The sequence below is a fragment of the Vibrio eleionomae genome, from assembly GCF_009874545.1.
Taxonomy (GTDB): domain Bacteria; phylum Pseudomonadota; class Gammaproteobacteria; order Enterobacterales; family Vibrionaceae; genus Vibrio; species Vibrio nitrifigilis.
This window is the reverse complement of record NZ_WEKT01000072.1, coordinates 1-20893: the sequence shown is the minus strand read 5'-3', so window position 1 is coordinate 20893 and position 20893 is coordinate 1. Positions and strand designations below refer to the sequence as shown.

Sequence of the window (20893 nt, the reverse complement as noted above, 5' to 3'; positions counted from 1 at the left end):
GTTATAAATGCTCTAGATATTATATTCAATATCGTTATATACTTCATTTTTTCCAGCCCCTGGAATAGCCAAACTGGAAATAAAACTTGACCAATAACTTGACCAAATAATATAAAATAAATATCTTTATTTATATTTATTTTTGTAAAAACCTGAATCATTATTACTAATAATATAAAGCAAAATAAGCAAAGTATCATTTTTGCACACAAAACTGTACTATATAATTTCCTAAGATCTCTCTTATTATCTCTACATAAAGATACTTCTTTAGTTGCTGTTAGAGAAAACCCATAATCAGTTATTAAAAGCCAATATCCAGTTACTGCAGAACAAAAAGCTATCATTCCATAGTACTCTGGACCTAACACCCTAACTATATAAGGCACTGTAATTAAAGGCAAAATATATGAAAATATCTGCAAACTACCAAGTGACAATATATTGGAAAATAGAACTTTATTTTCTTTAATCATATCAAAATTCAACAAAAAAAGATGGGATAGCTTCTTTTTTAGTAATTTTATCTAAAACAACTTTAGATGCATTTAACGCTTCAGATATTGTAACATCCATATCTAAATATCTATAAGTACCTAACCTACCTAAAAAGCTAACATTGTCTTCTTTCTTAGCTAATTCAATATACTTTTCTAATAACTTCTGTTCTTTTACTAGTCTAATGGGATAGTATGGAATATCCGAACTACCACAAGGGCGGCTAAATTCTTTAAATATTAATGTTTCTGAATGTTCTTCCCAAGGAGAAAAGTGTTTATGCTCGCTGATTCTAGTATGCTTAATATTTTGATCAGCATAATTCATTACAGCACAGCCTTGATAATCTCCTTCATGTTTTTCTTCTATAAAGTCAAGTGTTCTATATCCTAGCTTACCTTCTGAATGACTAAACCAGTCATCTATTGGTCCTGTAAAAAATACGTGATCAAAGTTTACACTATCTTTTTTATCAAATTTATTACTTGTTTTTACAGTTATTAGCTCGTTATCTAATAACTTATTAAATATAGGTGTGTATCCATTAATAGGCATTCCTTGATATTTATGATTAAAATAATTGTCATCATAATTAAACCTAACAGGTAATCTTTTTAAGATACTTGCTGGTAGTTCTTTAGGAGACACACCCCATTGTTTTTTTGTATAACCTTCAAAAAATGCTTTATATAAATCTTCACCAATAAATTTTAATGCTTGTTCTTCGAAAGACTTAGGTTCGTGTATATCGTCTCTAGCCTTATCCTTTATAAACAATTCAGCATCCTTGGGTGACATACTTTTATTAAAAAACTGATTAATTGTATGAAGGTTTATTGGAAGTGAGTAAACCTGATTATCTGATGTGGTTTTAACTCTATTAACATATGGCATCATTTCTGTTAATTTTGTGACATACTCCCACACTTCTTGATTATCAGTGTGGAAAATATGAGGGCCATATTTATGTACAATAATATTAGTGTCTTTATCTCTATAAGAATAGCAGTTACCGCCTACATGTTCTCTTTCTTCATAAACAGTAATATCATGACCATGCTTAGATAACTCTTGAGCCAAGATAGCCCCACTGAATCCAGAGCCAATGATCGCAAATTTCATTTTTTACTTCCTATATCTTTGTATGTAGGCAAAATATCATTTATTTTCAGACAAGAAATGACCGTACCGATTAAAAACTTAACTAGAATAGAAAACTATAAATATATTATTCTTTGATATGACAACATTCTATTCTATCCGTTAATAAATTTTCACTTCTTAGTTTCTTTAACTAGGCGGTTAAGATACTGTCCATATTCGTTTTTCAGCATTGGCTTCGCCAGTTTTCTGAGTTCATCGACTGTTAGCCAACCATTACGCAAAGCTATTTCTTCAAGGCACGCTACTTTTAGTCCCTGTACTTTCTGTACAGTTTCAACAAATGAAGAAGCTTCATGTAAGCTATCATGTGTACCGGTATCTAACCACGCAAACCCTCGACCTAATAGCTCCACATTCAAAGTACCCGCTTTTAAGTACATTTCATTAAGGGTTGTGATCTCTAATTCTCCCCTCGAAGATGGTTTTACCTGTTTGGCTAATTCAACCACTCGATTGTCATAAAAGTAGAGTCCAGTTACTGCATAATGGGATTTTGGTTTTGCTGGTTTTTCTTCGATTGAAATCGCTCGCATATGTTCATCAAATTCCACGACCCCAAAACGTTCAGGATCTTTAACTTGATAACCAAACACCGTTGCGCCTTGTTTTCGCTCAGCAGCACGTTTCAAGGTTTGCGTGAACGACTGACCATAGAAAATATTATCTCCTAGCACTAAACAAACACTATCATTATCAATGAATTCCTCACCGATGATAAACGCCTGAGCTAATCCATCAGGGTTTGGTTGCTCTGCGTAGCTAAGCTTTATGCCAAAATCACTACCATCGCCAAGTAAGCGTTTAAAACTGTCATGATCTTCTGGTGTGGTAATAATCAATATTTCTCTAATCCCCGCTAACATGAGCGTAGAAAGCGGGTAATAAATCATTGGCTTATCATAAATAGGAAGCAACTGCTTCGATATACCACGAGTTATAGGATAAAGACGAGTGCCTGAACCACCAGCAAGAATGATACCTTTCATAATGTTTGTCAGCCGAATACGTTAATTAAATTGATACAGTTACGCCGGGTGATTTCCCAAGCGCTCCATGGAATATGAACCATCTAATACGCGACTCCACCATTCGCGGTTAGTTAGATACCATTCAACCGTTTTACGAATACCTGATTCAAATGTTTCTTCTGGAACCCATCCCAACTCTTTGCCAATCTTACTAGGATCAATGGCATAACGTACATCATGACCAGGCCGATCCGTTACATAAGTAATTAAGTCCGAGTAATTCTCAACACCACTTGGCTTAGTCGGCACCAATTCTTCTAGCAACGAACAAATAGTTTTCACTACATCAATATTGGCCTTTTCATTATGACCACCGATGTTATATGTTTCGCCTACTTGCCCTTCTGTAACCACTTTATAGAGCGCTCTTGCATGGTCCTCAACAAACAACCAATCTCGAATTTGCATGCCATTACCATAAACAGGAAGAGGCTTTCCATCTAATGCGTTCAAAATCATTAGTGGAATCAGTTTTTCAGGGAAATGATAAGGACCGTAGTTATTTGAACAGTTAGTTACAATCGTTGGCAGACCGTAAGTACGTAACCAAGAACGAACTAAATGATCGCTTGATGCTTTAGAGGCAGAGTATGGACTTGAAGGTGAATACGGTGTGGTTTCTGTAAAGAAGTCGTCCGTACCTTCCAAATCACCATACACTTCATCGGTAGAAATATGATGAAAGCGAAATGCTAGTTTTGCTTCTGCAGTGAGGCTATTCCAATATTGTCTGCTGGCTTCCAGCAGGGTGTAGGTACCCACAATATTAGTTTCAATAAAGGCACTAGGACCATCAATAGAGCGATCAACATGAGACTCCGCGGCCAAATGCATTACTGCATCAGGTTTGTGCGTAGCAAAGATACGATCCATTTCAGCACGATCACAGATGTCTACCTGTTCAAAGGCATAACGCTCGCTACTTTCTACTGAAGATAATGACTCTAGGTTTCCCGCATAGGTCAGTTTATCTACATTGATCACGTGATCTGCGGTGTTATCGATTATATGGCGCACTACAGCCGAACCGATAAAACCTGCACCACCTGTCACTAAAATTTTCATATCAGTCTACTGTCCTATTTACTACTGGATTCCTAATTGCAACAAGCAAATTATCTATCTTACAAAGTGAGTTAATATTTTATGTAACCCACGCTACCGCCTGAGACTTTTGCCCCATAAACTATATTAGCAGCCATTAATATACTTTATTGAATATCAATAAAACGCCGCATCATAGCGTGCTCAGCTATGAATGTGAAGTTATCAGGAATCTGGAAATTGCCTCCCAAACGACATTGTCTTCTAGGATGGGACACTCAAACTAACCTCATCTTAGTTAACTGTTTGGAAATGGATGAAGAGAATAAGAACGAACAGAAACTATTAATCTAAAATACGATTGTGGGTATATCTAACAAATACCTAAGCGCCAATCATTCAAAGAGTAAGCCCTTTAATTCCGTTCAACTTTCTGTTCTAGACGCGATCTCCCGCTCCCTCACCCAACACCGTTCTAATGATATACAGAAAGTAATTAGTGACTGACATTGTTCTTATCATTTCGCGATCTAGCTCAGCAAGCTTAACCGGAGTTGACATATCGACTTCACGAATCTGAGCTAACCCCGTGATACCAGGACGAACATCGAAAGCACCACGTTGAGCTCTCTCATAAATCACGTTTTCTTGATTAAACAAACAAGGACGGGGACCAACTAAACTCATCTCTCCTTTTATTACATTGATCAGTTGAGGAAGCTCATCAAGTTTAGTTCTTCGTAATATATGACCAATCTTAGTGACCGAACCTGATCCAACTAAATGCGTCGCTACAGATTTAGTATGCAAGGGCATAGTGCGGAACTTAATCAATATGAATGGCTTTTGATTTTTACCTACCCGTTCTTGAAAAAATAAAGGAGCTCCTGTGTCAAAATGTCCTACTATGTAAACAATAAGAAATACTGGAGATAAAACAATCAACCCTAAGAGGGATAACACAATATCCAAAAACCGCAGCATATTTGATTTCCTATTCTTTTACTCTTGCTAAATAATCTTGAACTGTAATCGCTATTCCTTCCTCAAACGTCACAGGAGGTCGCCAACCAAGTATCGTTTTGGTTGACTCAATATCGACTTGAAGCGAGCGTAATAATTTATTGATGATGTTGTACCTACCGACTAATTGACAACAACCGACAAGAAGCGACGAGGGAACGGGTAATAACCTAGCTTTACGGTTCATTGCAATACCGATCGTTCGAAACAGCTCTGTTGTTGAGACATCATGATCGTCAGAAACAAAAAATGTTTGTCCTGCTGCACTTGGATGAGAACACAAGGTAATAATCAAATCGACCAAGTTATCGATAAATACCAAGCTTCGTTGATTTGATAACGCCCCAAAAGGTAAAGGGGCTTGTTTATGCACTAGTTTCAGCATCATTGTAAAATTAGAGCTCACTCCAGGCCCATAAACTAATGGAGGCCTAATAATAGAAACATCCATGCTAGTCGCGTGATGAAGTTTTAACAGTTCCTGCTCGGCTTGAAGCTTACTCACACCATAATCATCTTCTGGAGACGCCACGGACTCTTGATTAAATGGGACATGATTCGGTGACGTCTCACCGTTCACTTTGACTGAGCTGATAAATATAAAACGTTTCACCCCAATAGATGCCGCTTGCTGCGCTAGTGTCATCGTCCCTTTCGTATTGGTTTCGTTATACTTAGCGAAATTCGTATGCTGCCCTTTTCTAGGTGAATAGGCCGCACAATGAACAACCAAATCCACACCAGCAAGCAATGTGGACCAATCTGTCTGGGAAGTGATGGATAACTTAGTTGTCGGAAATTGATTATCATCTGTGTGATGAGATTGTCCAATCACGGTCCATCCTTCTCTGCTCATCGCGTTAGCAACTGCGCTCCCTATAAAACCGGTAATTCCCGTCACTAATACTTTCAAGCTATCATCCTTTATATAAACCGCATCCAACCTATTCATCCAATTGAAAATATTATAGTTCGCTTAGTGGAAAACCTCTAAAGGCGTTACTACACTTCTCTCATGGCAGTTCAAATAATAGCCTGATTTTGTTCAAATTCCCTACACATCATACAGGAAGTAATGAATCGTATGTTTGGACCTATTCAATTTCTTCTAAGAGCAAACAGGATACAAAAGCGCCTTCTAACCATCTTATATGATGTATTGGCAATACTTGCTTCGTTGCTATGTGCCATCGCTTTACGCCTAGACACGTTTTCGTTTCAGGTGGGCCCTAATGAAATAGCAACCTTATTGACCACTACTGCAGTAACACTGCTTTGCTTTATTCGAATGGGCATGTATCGAGCCGTATTGCGCTATATGATGCTACCAGCTATTGGCTATATTTTTATTTCGGTCATTATATCTGCAGCGACTTTGGCATTGAGTAGTTTCTTTTTTCAGTCATTCATTCCGCGTAGCGTACCGTTTATTTATGTAGGATTAGCGACTTTATCCTTAGGTGGTCCACGAATTCTTATTAGAACAATTTATTATCACCACTACAAAAAAAACAAACCGAACGTATTCATATATGGAGCGGGGACTACCGGTAGAGATTTAGCCTATGCTCTTATTCAAGGTGACAAGTATCATCCAGTTATCATGCTCGATGATGATCCGGCTAAAACAGGTCAAATCATCTTCGGAATAAGAGTTCACCACAGTTCGGAGTTCAATAATCTTTTACCATTGTATGACCCTGTAAAACTTCTCCTCGCGATAAACAATATTAATAAAGGCGCTAGGTTACGATTACTCGAAAAGTTATCTTCATGGCCAATAGAGCTTCAATCAGTACCCAGTGTGGAAGATATTGCAGCTGGCAGAGCACAAGCAACCGATGTACAAGATCTAGACGTAGCGGATTTGCTAGGTCGAGCCCCGGTTGATCCTAATGTTGAATTATTACAGCAAAACATTGTAGGGCAATCAGTCATGGTGACAGGGGCTGGAGGTTCCATTGGTTCAGAATTATGTCGCCAAATACTGTCTCAAAGACCTGCGATTTTGGTCCTGTTCGAATTAAATGAATATAACCTTTACACCATCGACCAAGAGATCCAAGCCCAGAAAAAAAGCCTAGGATTAGATACGCTTATCGTTTCATCTTTGGGCTCGGTACAGAATGAGAATCGCATGTTTAACTTAATGAAATTACATAAAGTTAAAACGGTTTATCACGCAGCCGCTTATAAACACGTACCGATTGTGGAAGATAATGTCATTGAAGGGATCCGTAACAACGTGTTTGGTACATTATCGTGTGCGCAAGCGGCGATAAGAGCCCAAGTAAGCCACTTTACTCTGATTTCTACCGATAAAGCGGTAAGACCTACCAATGTTATGGGAGCGACTAAGCGTATGGCTGAACTGGTTCTTCAAGCATTAGCTGATACCGGACATAACACTACACTGACTATGGTTCGATTTGGTAATGTCCTTGGTTCTTCAGGCTCTGTCGTTCCTCTATTTAAAAAACAGATACGATGCGGCGGCCCAGTCACTGTTACTCACCCTGATATTATCCGCTACTTTATGCTCATTTCAGAAGCTGCTCAGCTTGTGATTCAAGCCGGTGCTCTAGGTAAAAATGGACAAGTATTTGTTTTAGATATGGGGGAGCCGGTCAAAATTCACGACCTTGCATGCAGAATGATTCGTCTAATGGGTATGAAAGAATATTATGATGGAAAATCTGACGACGGGGATATTGAGATTCAGTTCACAGGTTTAAGACCTGGAGAAAAGCTTTATGAAGAATTACTTATTGGAGACAATGTAGAAGGAACAAGTCATAAAAAGATCATGACGGCTTCTGAAGAAAAGTTATCTTGGAATGATATGAACAACCTACTTTTAGAATTGGATGAGTGCTGTCACAGCTTTGATGTGAACTACGCCATTCAAATTCTATCTGATGCTCCGACTGGTTATCAACCGATAAGTATTTCGCAGTCTATGAGTTATAGAACTAATGAGATATATACTTCTATCTGGGAAAAAGACAATGAAAGTATTACAAATCTATCGCACTTGCTACCCAGAAACTAAGGGAGGTGTCGAACAAGTTATTCGATTTATCGCATCGGGCACAAGAAGTCTTGGCGTTGAAACCAAAATACTCACTTTATCGGATAATGATATTCCACCTTACTTTTGTGAAGATACTGAGATCATTCCTGTTAAAAAATCGATAGAAATCGCTTCCAATGGATTCTCTCTAAATCTAATAGCCAAATTTAAACAACTTTCCCAATGGGCTGATATCATTCATTATCACTATCCATGGCCTTCAGGTGATTTACTTTCCCTATTTGATACAGATAAACCAACGGTTGTTACCTATCACTCCGACATTGTGAGGCAAAAGCTTTTAAAAACCTTATACAAACCACTGGAAAATTACTTTTTAAACCACATAGATGTACTTGTAGCAACATCACCACAATATGCTAAAACTAGTATTAACCTACAAAAATACAAAGAAAAAGTAGAGATAATACCGTTAGCGATTGATGAAAATACTTACCCGACCCCATCAAGCCATAATATGGATGAGTGGCGAAATAAAGTCGGAGAAGGTTTCTTTCTCTTTATTGGAGTCTTGCGCTACTACAAAGGGCTGAATTATCTATTAGAAGCAGCAAAATTAAACGGTTTACCTGTAGTAATTGCAGGAGATGGGCCAGAAAGACCAAAGCTAGAAGCGTATATTGCAGAACACAACTTACATAATGTAAAACTGGTAGGGTTTATTTCGGAAGAGGATAAAGTAACATTACATTTATTATCTAAAGCGTTTGTTTTTCCATCACATTTACGTTCAGAGGCCTTTGGTATTTCTCTTCTTGAGGCACAAATGTACAGTAAGCCAATTATAAGCTGTGATATTGGAACGGGTTCTTCTTATGTTAATCTTACCAACGAAACAGGACTCTGCGTACCAGCATGTGATAGCACAAAACTCTCTAATGCCATGATAAGTATAGAAAATAACACAGAAATGTGTGCCACCCTCGGCTCACAAGCTCGTAAACGCTTTGAGCAAAAGTTCACTGCACAACATTACGCACAAAGTTACGCGAATCTATATCGCAAACTGTTGGAACATAGCCCTATCGATCAGAGATAGTGTCCGCTATCTCTAAGATATGATTAACTGTCTTACCCCATTGATAACGTTTTACAAATTCGATCCCTGATTCTGACAGTTCTTTCCTACGCTGTGACTGATGAATCAAGTCAAACATAGCTTGAGCAATATCCTCGTTATCTTCAGGATTCACTAAAATAGCTACACCACCTGAAATTTCAGCAGTTGCGCCTCGATTTGAGGTAATCACTGGTACCCCTGAAGCCATAGCTTCAATAATTGGCAAACCGAACCCTTCATACAGTGATGGATAAGCAAAAATCATCGCCGACGAATATAAATACTTCAGATTACTGTCAGAAAGATAACCGGTAAAAATAAGCTGCTTATTGTCGATTAACTCTTTAGCTTCCTTCATAAGTTCCGTGTTTTTCCAGCCTTGATCACCAACTAATACCAAAGGATACCTATCCCGGATCTCCACAGGTAAACGCTTATAGGCTAACACTAAACGCTTTAAGTTTTTCCTTGGTTCTAACGTTGCAACACTTAAAATGAAGTGTTGATACTTTAATCCTAGTGTCTGAGTTACTGAGCGGCACTCTATTTCAGAATAAATACGAAAATGCTCATCAACTCCTAAATAAACCGTTGAGCTCTTATTTTTGCTCAAAGGATAGCAGTTATGCAGTTCATTTAATATATAGTCAGAATCAACAATCAAATGATCTGACTTGTTGATCGAAGAGCCAATATTGCTTGTTAAGTAAGCTACACGAGTTTCAGGGTGAAATTCAGGATAAGAGATAAAAGAAAGATCGTGAACTGTCGTAATAATCTTACCCGGATAATCAAATGGAATAAAACTTGGTTCAAAATAAACATACTTTTGAGCAACTAAATGAGCGGTCGCGCTATTAGCTCGATGGCATAAGAAGAAATTCTTAATCCGATAAGAGCCTGGAATATTTCTAATTAATTCAACCACAATACGCTTAAACGATTGACTGCTAGTTTCCTTCGCATTGTTTTGAGTAAGAAAACTATCAATAATCTGCTGCAACGTATTTTTACTAACAACTCTGCCATTTTGTAACCCCACCACATCAATATTCTTCTTTAATAACTCACGTAGAATATTCAGCGTATAATAACCGATCCCTGTTAATGGTTTTCGTATTGTATTAATGTTGATCAATATTCTAGTATGCATTGTACATATCGCGCAGTGTTTTATCGATAGTAATAGTGGGCTCAAAACCAGTTAAAGAGACCAGTTTACGATTATCACCACCAAGAGTTTTAATCTCATTTTCACGCACAAACGCTGGATTAACTTTAACGTTGATTTTATATCCTGCAATACGCTCCATCAGTTCAATAATACTAGACAAAGAAGAAACATTGCCAGAACACAGGTTTACTACTTGGGAGCTAACATCCAATTCTAATAGCCTCACATAAGCTTTAGCAATATCACGCACATCACTAAAGTCACGATAAACCTCAATATTACCTAATTCTATATCTGAGGATTTTTGCTTAAAATGGGAAACAATTTTAGGTATTAAAAAGTGCTCCGCTTGCCCTGGACCAGTGTAATTAAATGAACGAGTAATCACTAAAGGAAAACGATCAAACCACAATTGAGTCATATATTCCATTGCCAGTTTACTCATTGCATAATGGTTAACTGGTGCAGGAGCAACTGATTCATCGATCTTCTCAACTCCAACCGGATTTCCATAAATATTTGCGCTGCTGGCAAAAACCACTTTTTTAAAGATTAATCCAAGCTCTGCAGCCGCTTCGAGAATATTTAAAGAACCAAACACATTCACATCGTAAAATGCCTTCTGATCGTCATGGCCTACGAATGATAGGGCGGCAAGATGGATAACATAATCCGGTTGAACCTGCTCTAAACATTCTAAAACCGCAGATTTATCCGTTAGATCACAAGCAACTTGATTCTCAGCTGCATTTTTATACACCAAACCAACCACTTGATATCCATGAGCTGATAATTCTTCAGCAACATATTTACCAGTGAAGCCTCCCATACCAGTAAGAAGTACTTTTTCTTTCATTCCAACTCCCTACAAATAGAACATAAACTAACAGTCACAATTATCCCAGCACTACACCTATTCACTAAGTAACAACCAGTTAAAAAGAAACCCCTTGTTTATTTCGACGTATATCTGCATCGACCATCATTGCACACAATTCTTCTAGTGTTGTCGTTGGTTTCCAGCCAAGATCCTTAGTCGCCTTTTCTGGATTACCAATTAACAATTCTACTTCAGCAGGGCGGTAGAATTTAGGGTTGACTTTCACTAGCACTTTACCGGTTGATTTGTCCGTCGCGATTTCATTTTCTTCAGAGCCCGTCCATTCAAGTTCAATATCTACTGCTTTAAATGCCATTGTCACGAAAGAACGGACCGTCTCTGTACGATTTGTTGCTAACACAAAGGTTTCAGGTGTATCAGCTTGAATTATCCGCCACATACCTTCCACATAATCCTTAGCAAAACCCCAGTCACGTTTAGCATCCATGTTACCTAGCTCAAGAACATCTAACTTACCTAGCTTAATTTTTGCAACTGCATCGGTAATTTTACGGGTGACGAACTCCTTACCACGTAATGGAGATTCGTGATTAAACAAGATGCCGCTCGTAGCAAATAGACCATAAGACTCACGATAGTTAATCACCATCCAGTGAGCGTATAGCTTAGCTACTCCATAAGGGCTACGAGGATAAAATGGTGTTGTCTCTCGTTGAGGAATTTCCTGAACCTTACCAAACATTTCCGATGTCGATGCCTGATAGAAACGGATTTTAGGATTAACAATTCGAATCGCTTCAAGCAAATTGACTGGCCCAATACCAGTAATTTCGGCTGTTGTAAGGGGTTGTTCGAAAGAAACACCTACAAAACTTTGAGCAGCTAAGTTATATACTTCATCTACCTTTGCCTTCTGTAATAAACGGATACTCGCAGATAAATCAGTTAAATCATATTCAACCAACTCAAGATCAGGATGATTGTGAATACCCAGCTCTTCGATACGCCAAAAGTTGACAGAGCTTGTACGACGATATGTACCGTATACTTTATAGCCCTTTTCTAATAGGAGTTCGGCTAAATAGGCCGCATCTTGACCGGTGATACCAGTTACTAATGCTTTTTTCATTTAAATAATATCCTTATGCATACGTATTACAGGGTATGAATAATATCATCAAAATTCTCCTTTTTTATATGAGGCAATCTTGATTCTCTAGAAATATTAATTAGTTTGCCATTCTTCAACTCCAACATTTCTGCACTACACTTAAATCCATTCTCAATTAATGGTAAGTTTGGAGGACACCAACGTTTTCCAGAACGGTAATTTTCTATAAAATGATTTCCCTCTCCCATGATTAGATCTTCACTATCCTCAGCAACATACTCGAAACTATGGTCTATACCGTATAGATATATATCTTTCATACCCATAAAATAAGCCAACTGTATAGCAGAAACAACAACACTAGCTCCAGTGCTTATATATTTTAACGGGTTCAAGCTGAATTCAAATGGATCAGTACTCTTTATTCTGAAATAAAAATTACGTAAAGATACAGGAAACTTAGAATCAATTCCAATTAGCAAACACCCTCGATGATTAACTAACAACTCGTCATAAAAGTCTCTAATAAAATATGGATCAATAACAACTGTATAATTAGGGGTAAAATCTATATTTTCATAAGCTTTGTGAAACCGATTAAAAACAAACTTTATCGAATTAGAGCTATTTATCTTATCCAAATCAGAATATTTAACACTGGGCCCATTTCCAATTAGTATACAAGATTTTCCTTTGTGAAGATTTTTCAATCTATTGAGATTAAACTGCCAAACTTGCAGAGGGAAACCTGAATACAAAGCCATCTTTACAACATCTTTTATGTATTCCAACCCCATAAATATCCTTAATCAATTTAAATACCTATTGCCTAGTATAAATACATCATATGTGTTAGGATTTTATTTTTAGCAAAAAATCATCAAAAAAATCAAATTTGACAGCCAATATTTTATCAACAGACAAATAAACACAAGGAGATAATCCGCCGGTTGAGCAATATTGGCCGGAGGCCAAAGGTAAGTCATATTCCAAACAAGACAATAGAAAATCACTTAACACTTTCCTATATCCACCTAGCAAATTTGAAAGATTACCAACTGCTAAACAATTATCTTCATCCATGATTGAAGCGTTAATTTCTTTATCACAAAAAGATTCTAAATGGCTAATTTCAATACCCTTACCTAATGCAAGAAAACCAGTACCACAAAGGTCTGCAATCAAAGCTCTCATGCCGGATTCAGTCATATTTTCTATATTAGACAAAGGGAACTCTGCTGATGGGAAAACCATATCAAAGAAACTGAGTGGATTAGTATTGGCATCCTTTACGTTCAACTCATTTATATTAGCAGATATTCTAAAGCTTAATTCTAACTCAGCTCTAGCATATTTACCATCTACGGATAAATTATCCCCTATAGATAAAAAATATACTGGACCAATATAACACTTTGAGCAACCAAACATTTCTTGAGTCTTTTTATTTGTACCTCCCAATTTCCAAGCCAAAACTGGTTCTTTAATAGAATTTATTATTTCTTTTTGGATATCGTAAGCTTGGACAATACTATCAGGAACAAATGCTGATTCTAATCGTAACTTATCATTATTTATAAATCTTTGATTATAGAAATAACTAACCTTAGATTTATAATCGACAGATTTCATCTATATATATTCCTTATAAAAACTTGCTTTCGTATTTTCTAGTAACCCTTTTATAGCCGAGAGTCCCATTTCCATTATGGCTTCATGTGAACTACCACCAATATGTGTCGTAACAATTGCTCTATCGTGGTTAACTAAAGAGCTGTCGACTGGGGGCTCTACGCTCAATACATCTAAGGCGACCCCTAATAATTTACCTGAATCTAATGCGTTTAAAATTGCCTTTTCATCTGCGATACCACCACGAGCAGTATTCACCAGATATGCTCCATTCTTCATTTTTTCTAATGACCAAGCGTCAATTAGATTTCTAGTGTCACTTTTGTACGGAACGTGCAGAGAAACTAAATCAGATAAAGAAAGTATTTCTTCAAAACTAACCTGACGACAACCTAACTCATTACATACAGATGATTTATCTTTAATATCACAGACAAGGACATTGCACCCAAATGACGTTGCCAATTTCGCAACTTTAGTACCCACATGACCGCAACCAATGATACCGAATGTTAGCGATGAAAGCTGCCCACCAATAACTTGTTCCCAACCTAATCCACGAGCCAAATCCACTGAGTTAATAATTTTTCTAACTATATTAAGCGATAAAGCGATTGTTAATTCTGCTACTGAAGTTGAATTGACTCCTGGTGTCCATCCCAATTTGATATTTTTTTCATCTAAGGCATCGAGATCAATCTTATCGAGACCTACGCCATATTTACCGATATAACGCAAATTTGGCAGTCTATTTATTAGTTCTCTATTCATATATTCAAGAGCTATAATTGCCCCTTTACAATCATAAAGAAAGTTTACTAATGAATCGCCTTTCAGAGTTTCACCAGAATCATTAAACCGGGCATTCGGAAAACTTTCTAATAATTTTTTACGTAAAAGAACATTTTTAGAGAACGACCTTGAACAAACACCTATAATATCTTCACAAACCATCATGAATCCATCCAATATTTTATTTCTTCCTGAGTTTCGATATTTCTACTATTCAATATTGCTTCACAAATTTCAAAATCTTGCTCATGACTAATTTTTATACCGGACAGTGGTGGAATTTCAAACAACAAGCGGTTGACCCCCAAATAGGCATACCCGTTGTTATTATAATGTTCCAAAAACTTATGTTTATCCCAAATAGTTACAGCCCAATTAAGAGTTTTTACTGGGGTATTTTCCTGAGTAGGACGAAGCATTTCACTAGTGCTTATATTTACACCAACATTTTCAAAAAAAACTTGCATTTGCGTAGAATCGCAGGATATCAAAGTATCACAATCACTATTTTGGTATTGTTCAATAGCATCAATGACTTGGTTTGATTTGAGTAACGGACATACAGGATTCAGCATAATTACGGTATCCGCTTCAACATTTCGCATAAAATCTGCTGCGAACTCGTCACCTGTAGCTGTATCTGATGCTAATACTGGATCTCTCTGATAGCACCTAGCTCCACATCGTTCCGCCAATTTGAGCATCGCCTCTGAATCTGAATTAACGTATACTTCTGATACTTGGCTTACATCTAAAGCAGTTGAGATGGAATAGGAAAGTAATGGTTTTCCCGCAATAATTCTAAGATTCTTTGCTTTAACTCTCTTGCTACCAGCTCGAGCTGGAATCAGAACAACTATTTTTCCCAAATCTCTCATATAGCATCCTTATACAATTTAGATTCGAAAAATTCATGAAATAATGAAAGTGATTTTTCATCAATTTCCAATGTTGTTTTAAACATTTTTTTCAAACCTCTCGTGAGTATTACTTTTATATTTATACCCTCATTTTTTTTATCACGCGACAATGCTTTAACAAATAAATCTACATCTATTTCAGGTAAAGAAAAACTTGAAAACACTTCATGAAATAGCTCTCTATATTTATTTCTATTTTCAATACTCAAATAACCTTGTTGCACAGAAATTAAATTAGCCAGATCCATTCCAAATGCAACAGCAATTCCATGAGGAACTACAAAATTTGTAACACTCTCTATTGCGTGACCAAACGAATGTCCGTAATTAAATATATTTCTAGGTCCACGGTCAAATTCGTCGACCTCTATCATTTTTTTCTTTATTCTGAGACTTCTTTTTATTAGCTGAACAAGAATATCCTTTGATACTCTTGCCTCTTTCAATTCTTCCAATAGTTTAGAATGGTTTTCATAACCATCGATTAAAAAATAGTGAAGCATTTCTCCTATACCAGATGATATATCCTTGCCGGACAATGTTTCTAAAAAATTTGTATCAATAACGATCTTTGATGGAGGATAAAAGCCACCTAACTGATTTTTAAACTTTCCAAAATTTATCGATGTCTTACTTCCTATACAACTATCACATTGAGTTAGCAAATTTGTTGGATAAAAATACCATTCAACACCACGGTATAAAAGAGAAGACACAAAACCTGCAATATCTTGTGTAACTCCTCCGCCTATAGCCACAATCTTGTCTGTTTTAGAAAAGCCACTAGAAATTATAGAATCAAAAACCTGTGATATCGAAGTATAAGATTTGGCTTCTTCATCTGCGACAAACAAAAATTTATTATTATTCTCTATAATACTAACAACTTCAGGGTATGACCTCGCAATATTACTATCTATAATGACAAAATCGCTTTCTTTAATTTCATTTCTTAAACTAAAAAAACAAGGTTCGAATAAAACCTTATACTCTCTAAACATTGACTTCACAGTCATGAATTCAGACATTACAGAACCCTCCATCTACTACAATATTTTGACCTGTAATATACGAATTCTCATCGCTAGTAATAAATGCAGCAACATTGGCAATTTCTATTGGCTCAGCTAACCTACCTAACGGTATCTTGTTTTCTAATTCTTCTATTTCTTCTTTTGATAATGAATTAAAAGTTAATTCAGTTTTTACAAATCCTGGAGAAATAGAATTAACAAGTATTCCTTTTTCCGCTAGATCAGTTGCCAAACCTTTAGTTAAACCAACCAAACCATTTTTTGAGCTTATGTAAGACACTCGCCCACGCCTTGTGATAACACTCCAAATAGACGCTATATTGAGTATTTTATCACCTTCTTTCATATAGTTACACGCGACCAACTTAGATAGTATAAATGGAGCTTTAAGATTGATATCAATAACATCATCAAAATCGGATATGTTAATATCATCTACATGATTAATAATATTAATCCCTGCATTATTTATAAATATATCTATATGGCCATAAAGTGATAAATAATTTATAAACTCATCGATAGATTTCCTATCATTACATTTCAATTTAATATATTTAAAACTATCATCACCTAGGTAAACTTCCTTGGTACCTGTAATAATCACCTCAGCACCTAAATCAAAATATTTTCGTGCGAGCTGATAGCCAATCCCTCTAGTCCCACCGGTAATAACAACTCTCTTTCCTTTATAGCTAGCCATAAACACTCCTAACAAAACAACCCCATTAGACTGCTTAATAGACGTTAAGATACTGAATATTCTGATTTTCCAATAACCATATCTATTACAGTAGTAATCCAGCTCATATGTATACATTCCACAATATTATATGCGCTACTATTAACCCAGAAATTAATATCGCCTAGTAATTTAAGGTCGTTATTTACTTTCTTACCAGTAAATGTTACAACTTTCATACCATTATTTTTCGCATACTTAGCTGCATTTACAACACTTGGGCTAGTACCACTCACACTAATCAAAACTAGAACATCACCTTCATCACCATACATCTGAACAGCTTTCTCTACCCAATGGTCATAACCATAATCATTAGCAAAACAGGTAATTAAATCAGCTTCATTAAATGTTATCCCTCTAACACCTCCTTGCTTAGTGAAATCCACAGCACCGTGCGCTGAAATTGCTGCACTTGCTCCATTTCCAGAAAAAATTAGTTTTTTCCCGTTATTACGAACTGATATTGCTAATTCTTTGAATTCAGAAAGACTAGAGTACACATTAGGTTCAAACATAAGTTTTTTATATTCGTCAAAATAACGATTTAAAAATTCCATGTCATTCATTTTCATATGCTCCATTTATCTAATATTTTTGAGTTTGGTGTAAAGGTGGTCTGATTCATGTCTCTCGTTTGCATAGATAGATTCAACCAATTCCATAACATTTAATGCATCATTAGAATTTCCAAACATTACGTCAGTATTATTCTTAATAGCATTTATAAAATGCTCCGCCTCTTCATTCCATGAATTGTCAGTTTCAAACCTAAATCTAGCTTCATCATCCCATGTAGCAGCTGGCGCTACAGACCTGTTTTTGGCGATAGTAAGTTCCTCATCACCATAAGTTCCAGAACCTGTTTTGAGACCATTCAAAACCATGTATCCAGACTCCAAGAACACCTCTAGAGAGAATAAATGTCGCCACTGAGTCATTGTAGAATGCAATGATGCTTCCATACCTGAAGTAGAGTTTTTCATTATTGCGAAAACGTTATCTTCGAGACCTTCCATTTTCCAGTAAAGACTTGAGACAAAAGCATGTACCTGATCAAACGTACCGCCAAGATGAATGAATAAATCAAGCATATGGATACCCTGGTCAAACAGAATCCCTCCGCCCGCGAGATCTTTCTTTGAGCGCCAATCATCAAAGTAAGTTTCATCAACGCTTTTCCCATACCGACCTCTCATCCAAAGAACCTTCCCATATTCCCCAGAATCGATTACCGTCTTCATTTTCATAACGGCACCGTGATGACGATGATTAAATCCGTACATTAATTTAAGACCAGTTTCTAATTCCTTAGCTCTGATTTCCTTTACTTGCTGTGATGTAAAAGCAGGTGGTTTCTCACAAAAAACATGTTTACCTTGATTCAATGCAGCCATCGTATATTCGAAATTATAATAATTAGGAACAGATATACTTACCGCATCTATAGACTTATCATTAATTATCTCATATGGGTCATTAAATACCTTATATTCGCTATCTTTAATTTCCTTTACATCGTAAACACCTTCGACGGATACGTCAGCAAATTTTCCAAATGCTCGTGCACGTATTTTTCCCATTTTACCATAGCCAATAAAACCAAATTTAATCATATCGAAAACCTCTAGTAATAACTCATATAATAAACTTGTAAACACAACATGTTGACAATAAGGAACCAAATAAGGCCAATTACAAAAACAGTCTTATTTTATAATATTAAAATTATAAAAAATATAGATACGCACAGGACATAACACTTGGGAAATTTATAACTACTTTATATATCAATCGCTATCTCTTATAAGACCATAGGATATAAGATCACTATTTGTTATTTTAATTTTTGATAAATATGGTATATATGAATCACTCAAACAATAGTATTTCTTTCCTATTTTCTCGCCATTAGAGATAGTATTTTCAATAGATTTATTATAATCATCGTAAGTTGAAACTTGCCTATGAATATCAAATGTAGGATGACAATCATGTCCAGTGTCGACAAGGTTCGTATATTGCGCCTTATTGCTATGTTGCCAGAAATCTTCATTTTTAGATTGATCTGGATTTTTCCCATCGGCTCCAAGTATGAATATACAATCGCTAAATGTAGCTGCTAGGGGTAGCATATGTATATTCATTGTGCTGACAAGTTTAGGCGCTTCAAACTTGGTGTTTAGGTTATAATTAGGACCATCTAACGACTGAGATATAAATATCATTTTATCTATTAAATCAGGGTAGTGCACTGAGAAAATATATCCAAATGTAACTGTTCCAAAATAAAATATATTTTTATTTAATTTCAGAACTTCAATCATATCATCTCTGAATTTTTTTGCATAAGATGACACTCCAAAATGGCTTACTGCGTCTCCTGCAGTAATGAAATCTGGATTAATATGAGAAATAAGTTCCTTATCTTGAACAATTGAATTGCAAACTATAGTAATACTATTAGAAAAATCATAATTTAATGCTAGGTCTATAGAAGGGCCAGTACCAAATACTGTCGATATTTTTCTACCATTCGATTTTTCTTTATATATTTGTTCAAATTTAGAAACCTGGACTTGATTAAAATCCCGTCGCTGTTTATTTGTTAGCAAATGTCTCCACATTATTCCTGGATATTCGCCATATTCCTTGCTCTTGAGGTCTGTAGTATCAATATTAATTAATTTAACACCAATCACAGCTAACAACTTATATATTGGTGTGTTAGAAGCACTGCTATCCCAAACTAGAACCACCTTACTACTAAATAGGCTAAATAAAAATTTTAATTTTCCATTTTCTATCTTAACATGGTCTGAATTGTTAGAGTAATCACCCATCGAAGGGTTACATACGGGTTTATTATTATTGTAAGCAACATTAAAACATACATACTCCAGTACACCTTCTTTGAATGGTAAATACCAAGCGGCTCTAAAGTAATGGTTATTTAAATCATTGTCACTTCTAAATCTTGGATAATATGTTACTTTTTTATTCTTGGAAACAAAAAAATTATTTAATTTAACAAGTAAGAACTTAGATGCTTTCATTAATATCGACATTTTTTTATCTTTCCACAAAAACTTCAAATCATCTTCAGAATATGCGATTTTTTGTTTGTTACATTCGTATAATATTTTAGAAATTTCCTTACTAAACGTATCTAATCTAGCTATAGAATTTACATTCTCGTTTTCAACTTCAATAAAATTATTTCTAATATTATCAACAACCTGTGAAACAACATTTTTGTATTCATTCCAATCTCCATGTTTTACATAGTGTATCGAATCATGACAAGTTTCTTTCAAAACTGGCAAATCGAACGCTACAACATGGCAACCACAGTAAATTGCCTCAACCGGTGGATAACCAAACCCTTCAAACTCACTAGGAAAAAGAAGTAACTTTGACGATTTATATAGAGCAAACTTTTCTTTATCAGATATAGAAAATAACCACTTTAACTTAATGTTATACACTCTGGCAGCATCTTCTATGTCCTTTTTTATAGCTTCATCAATCTTTCCATTACCTATTATTATTGCTATTTCAAAACCTGACATTGAGGGACAAAAAAGAGATATTAACTTGTTGCTAGATTTATGCTTGGCTTGACTAAAATTTCCAAAGAATAGAATTCTGTCTTTTCTTTCCTCTTTTTTATCATGTTCTATTATTTCTGTATTTATAGGTGGGTATGCATAATAAAATTTTATATCCTTATGTG

At 35.8% G+C, this 20893-nt stretch carries 20 protein-coding genes; 2 read left to right on the top strand and 18 right to left on the bottom strand.

Annotated features, from left to right (window positions below):
- The 6 genes from F9817_RS21785 to F9817_RS21760 all read right to left on the bottom strand — a co-directional run.
- A partial coding sequence (locus F9817_RS21785) for an oligosaccharide flippase family protein (RefSeq protein ID WP_161158310.1) occupies positions 1-476 on the bottom strand: 476 nt, incomplete at its 3' end.
- Position 477: 1 nt separating this feature from the next.
- The gene (gene glf / locus F9817_RS21780; RefSeq protein ID WP_161158309.1) at positions 478-1620 is read right to left on the bottom strand and encodes a UDP-galactopyranose mutase; all 1143 of its coding nucleotides are present in this window, start codon (positions 1618-1620) and stop codon (positions 478-480) included.
- 152 nt (positions 1621-1772) lie between these two features.
- Positions 1773-2648: a glucose-1-phosphate thymidylyltransferase RfbA gene (gene rfbA, locus F9817_RS21775; RefSeq protein ID WP_161158308.1), complete on the bottom strand. Its 876-nt coding sequence runs from the start codon at positions 2646-2648 to the stop codon at positions 1773-1775.
- Positions 2649-2687: 39 nt separating this feature from the next.
- Entirely contained in the window at positions 2688-3755 is a 1068-nt protein-coding gene (gene rffG, locus F9817_RS21770; RefSeq protein WP_161158307.1) for a dTDP-glucose 4,6-dehydratase, read from the bottom strand.
- Positions 3756-4172: 417 nt separating this feature from the next.
- Positions 4173-4718 (bottom strand): sugar transferase, encoded by a 546-nt coding sequence (locus tag F9817_RS21765; protein WP_161158306.1) that lies wholly within the window; start codon positions 4716-4718, stop codon positions 4173-4175.
- A gap of 10 nt (positions 4719-4728) precedes the next feature.
- Entirely contained in the window at positions 4729-5670 is a 942-nt protein-coding gene (locus F9817_RS21760) for an NAD-dependent epimerase/dehydratase family protein (protein WP_161158305.1), read from the bottom strand.
- 171 nt (positions 5671-5841) lie between these two features.
- Between F9817_RS21760 and F9817_RS21755 the strand changes: the two genes are divergently transcribed.
- Together F9817_RS21755 and F9817_RS21750 are read left to right on the top strand one after the other, a co-directional pair.
- On the top strand, positions 5842-7809 hold the full coding sequence (locus F9817_RS21755) for a polysaccharide biosynthesis protein (protein ID WP_161158311.1): 1968 nt from the start codon (positions 5842-5844) through the stop codon (positions 7807-7809).
- On the top strand, positions 7766-8890 hold the full coding sequence (locus tag F9817_RS21750) for a glycosyltransferase family 4 protein (protein WP_161158304.1): 1125 nt from the start codon (positions 7766-7768) through the stop codon (positions 8888-8890). The genes F9817_RS21755 and F9817_RS21750 overlap by 44 nt, the downstream gene beginning before the upstream one ends.
- Here F9817_RS21750 and F9817_RS21745 read toward each other — a convergent pair.
- The 12 genes from F9817_RS21745 to F9817_RS21690 form a co-directional block, all read right to left on the bottom strand.
- Positions 8874-10064, bottom strand: a complete 1191-nt coding sequence (locus F9817_RS21745) for a glycosyltransferase family 4 protein (protein WP_161158303.1) — start codon at positions 10062-10064, stop codon at positions 8874-8876. The genes F9817_RS21750 and F9817_RS21745 overlap by 17 nt on opposite strands.
- Positions 10054-10941: a GDP-mannose 4,6-dehydratase gene (locus tag F9817_RS21740; RefSeq protein ID WP_161158302.1), complete on the bottom strand. Its 888-nt coding sequence runs from the start codon at positions 10939-10941 to the stop codon at positions 10054-10056. The genes F9817_RS21745 and F9817_RS21740 overlap by 11 nt, the downstream gene beginning before the upstream one ends.
- 79 nt (positions 10942-11020) lie before the next feature.
- A complete protein-coding gene (gene gmd, locus F9817_RS21735; protein WP_161158301.1) occupies positions 11021-12055 on the bottom strand; it encodes a GDP-mannose 4,6-dehydratase in 1035 nt (344 codons plus the stop codon).
- 26 nt (positions 12056-12081) lie between these two features.
- Positions 12082-12834: a 6-hydroxymethylpterin diphosphokinase MptE-like protein gene (locus tag F9817_RS21730; RefSeq protein WP_161158300.1), complete on the bottom strand. Its 753-nt coding sequence runs from the start codon at positions 12832-12834 to the stop codon at positions 12082-12084.
- A 55-nt stretch (positions 12835-12889) separates the two neighbouring features.
- Complete coding sequence (locus tag F9817_RS21725; RefSeq protein WP_161158299.1) at positions 12890-13669, bottom strand: hypothetical protein; 780 nt, start codon at positions 13667-13669, stop codon at positions 12890-12892.
- Positions 13670-14626 carry a phosphoglycerate dehydrogenase gene (locus F9817_RS21720; protein WP_161158298.1) on the bottom strand — a complete coding sequence of 319 codons (957 nt, stop codon included), beginning with the start codon at positions 14624-14626 and terminating at the stop codon, positions 13670-13672.
- Positions 14623-15339 carry an acylneuraminate cytidylyltransferase family protein gene (locus F9817_RS21715; protein ID WP_161158297.1) on the bottom strand — a complete coding sequence of 239 codons (717 nt, stop codon included), beginning with the start codon at positions 15337-15339 and terminating at the stop codon, positions 14623-14625. The genes F9817_RS21720 and F9817_RS21715 overlap by 4 nt, the downstream gene beginning before the upstream one ends.
- Entirely contained in the window at positions 15336-16409 is a 1074-nt protein-coding gene (locus F9817_RS21710) for an AroB-related putative sugar phosphate phospholyase (cyclizing) (protein WP_161158296.1), read from the bottom strand. The genes F9817_RS21715 and F9817_RS21710 overlap by 4 nt, the downstream gene beginning before the upstream one ends.
- Positions 16402-17118 (bottom strand): SDR family NAD(P)-dependent oxidoreductase, encoded by a 717-nt coding sequence (locus tag F9817_RS21705; RefSeq protein ID WP_161158295.1) that lies wholly within the window; start codon positions 17116-17118, stop codon positions 16402-16404. The genes F9817_RS21710 and F9817_RS21705 overlap by 8 nt, the downstream gene beginning before the upstream one ends.
- Before the next feature lie 44 nt (positions 17119-17162).
- Positions 17163-17726, bottom strand: coding sequence for a D-sedoheptulose-7-phosphate isomerase (locus F9817_RS21700; RefSeq protein WP_161158294.1), 564 nt, complete (start codon positions 17724-17726; stop codon positions 17163-17165).
- Between the two features lie 15 nt (positions 17727-17741).
- Positions 17742-18773, bottom strand: a complete 1032-nt coding sequence (locus tag F9817_RS21695; RefSeq protein WP_161158293.1) for a Gfo/Idh/MocA family protein — start codon at positions 18771-18773, stop codon at positions 17742-17744.
- A 174-nt stretch (positions 18774-18947) separates the two neighbouring features.
- Positions 18948-20893 (bottom strand): glycosyltransferase (locus F9817_RS21690; RefSeq protein WP_161158292.1); only part of this gene is annotated, 1946 nt, incomplete at its 5' end.

Bases quoted from the DNA above. Each gene is read 5' to 3' on its own strand.
- glf (WP_161158309.1), bottom strand. From the start codon at position 1,620: ATGAAATTTGCGATCATTGGCTCTGGATTCAGTGGGGCTATCTTGGCT.
- rfbA (WP_161158308.1), bottom strand. From the start codon at position 2,648: ATGAAAGGTATCATTCTTGCTGGTGGTTCAGGCACTCGTCTTTATCCT.
- rffG (WP_161158307.1), bottom strand. From the start codon at position 3,755: ATGAAAATTTTAGTGACAGGTGGTGCAGGTTTTATCGGTTCGGCTGTA.
- F9817_RS21765 (WP_161158306.1), bottom strand. From the start codon at position 4,718: ATGCTGCGGTTTTTGGATATTGTGTTATCCCTCTTAGGGTTGATTGTT.
- F9817_RS21755 (WP_161158311.1), top strand. From the start codon at position 5,842: ATGTTTGGACCTATTCAATTTCTTCTAAGAGCAAACAGGATACAAAAG.
- F9817_RS21750 (WP_161158304.1), top strand. From the start codon at position 7,766: ATGAAAGTATTACAAATCTATCGCACTTGCTACCCAGAAACTAAGGGA.
- F9817_RS21745 (WP_161158303.1), bottom strand. From the start codon at position 10,064: ATGCATACTAGAATATTGATCAACATTAATACAATACGAAAACCATTA.
- F9817_RS21740 (WP_161158302.1), bottom strand. From the start codon at position 10,941: ATGAAAGAAAAAGTACTTCTTACTGGTATGGGAGGCTTCACTGGTAAA.
- gmd (WP_161158301.1), bottom strand. From the start codon at position 12,055: ATGAAAAAAGCATTAGTAACTGGTATCACCGGTCAAGATGCGGCCTAT.
- F9817_RS21730 (WP_161158300.1), bottom strand. From the start codon at position 12,834: ATGGGGTTGGAATACATAAAAGATGTTGTAAAGATGGCTTTGTATTCA.
- F9817_RS21725 (WP_161158299.1), bottom strand. From the start codon at position 13,669: ATGAAATCTGTCGATTATAAATCTAAGGTTAGTTATTTCTATAATCAA.
- F9817_RS21720 (WP_161158298.1), bottom strand. From the start codon at position 14,626: ATGATGGTTTGTGAAGATATTATAGGTGTTTGTTCAAGGTCGTTCTCT.
- F9817_RS21715 (WP_161158297.1), bottom strand. From the start codon at position 15,339: ATGAGAGATTTGGGAAAAATAGTTGTTCTGATTCCAGCTCGAGCTGGT.
- F9817_RS21710 (WP_161158296.1), bottom strand. From the start codon at position 16,409: ATGTCTGAATTCATGACTGTGAAGTCAATGTTTAGAGAGTATAAGGTT.
- F9817_RS21705 (WP_161158295.1), bottom strand. From the start codon at position 17,118: ATGGCTAGCTATAAAGGAAAGAGAGTTGTTATTACCGGTGGGACTAGA.
- F9817_RS21700 (WP_161158294.1), bottom strand. From the start codon at position 17,726: ATGAATGACATGGAATTTTTAAATCGTTATTTTGACGAATATAAAAAA.
- F9817_RS21695 (WP_161158293.1), bottom strand. From the start codon at position 18,773: ATGATTAAATTTGGTTTTATTGGCTATGGTAAAATGGGAAAAATACGT.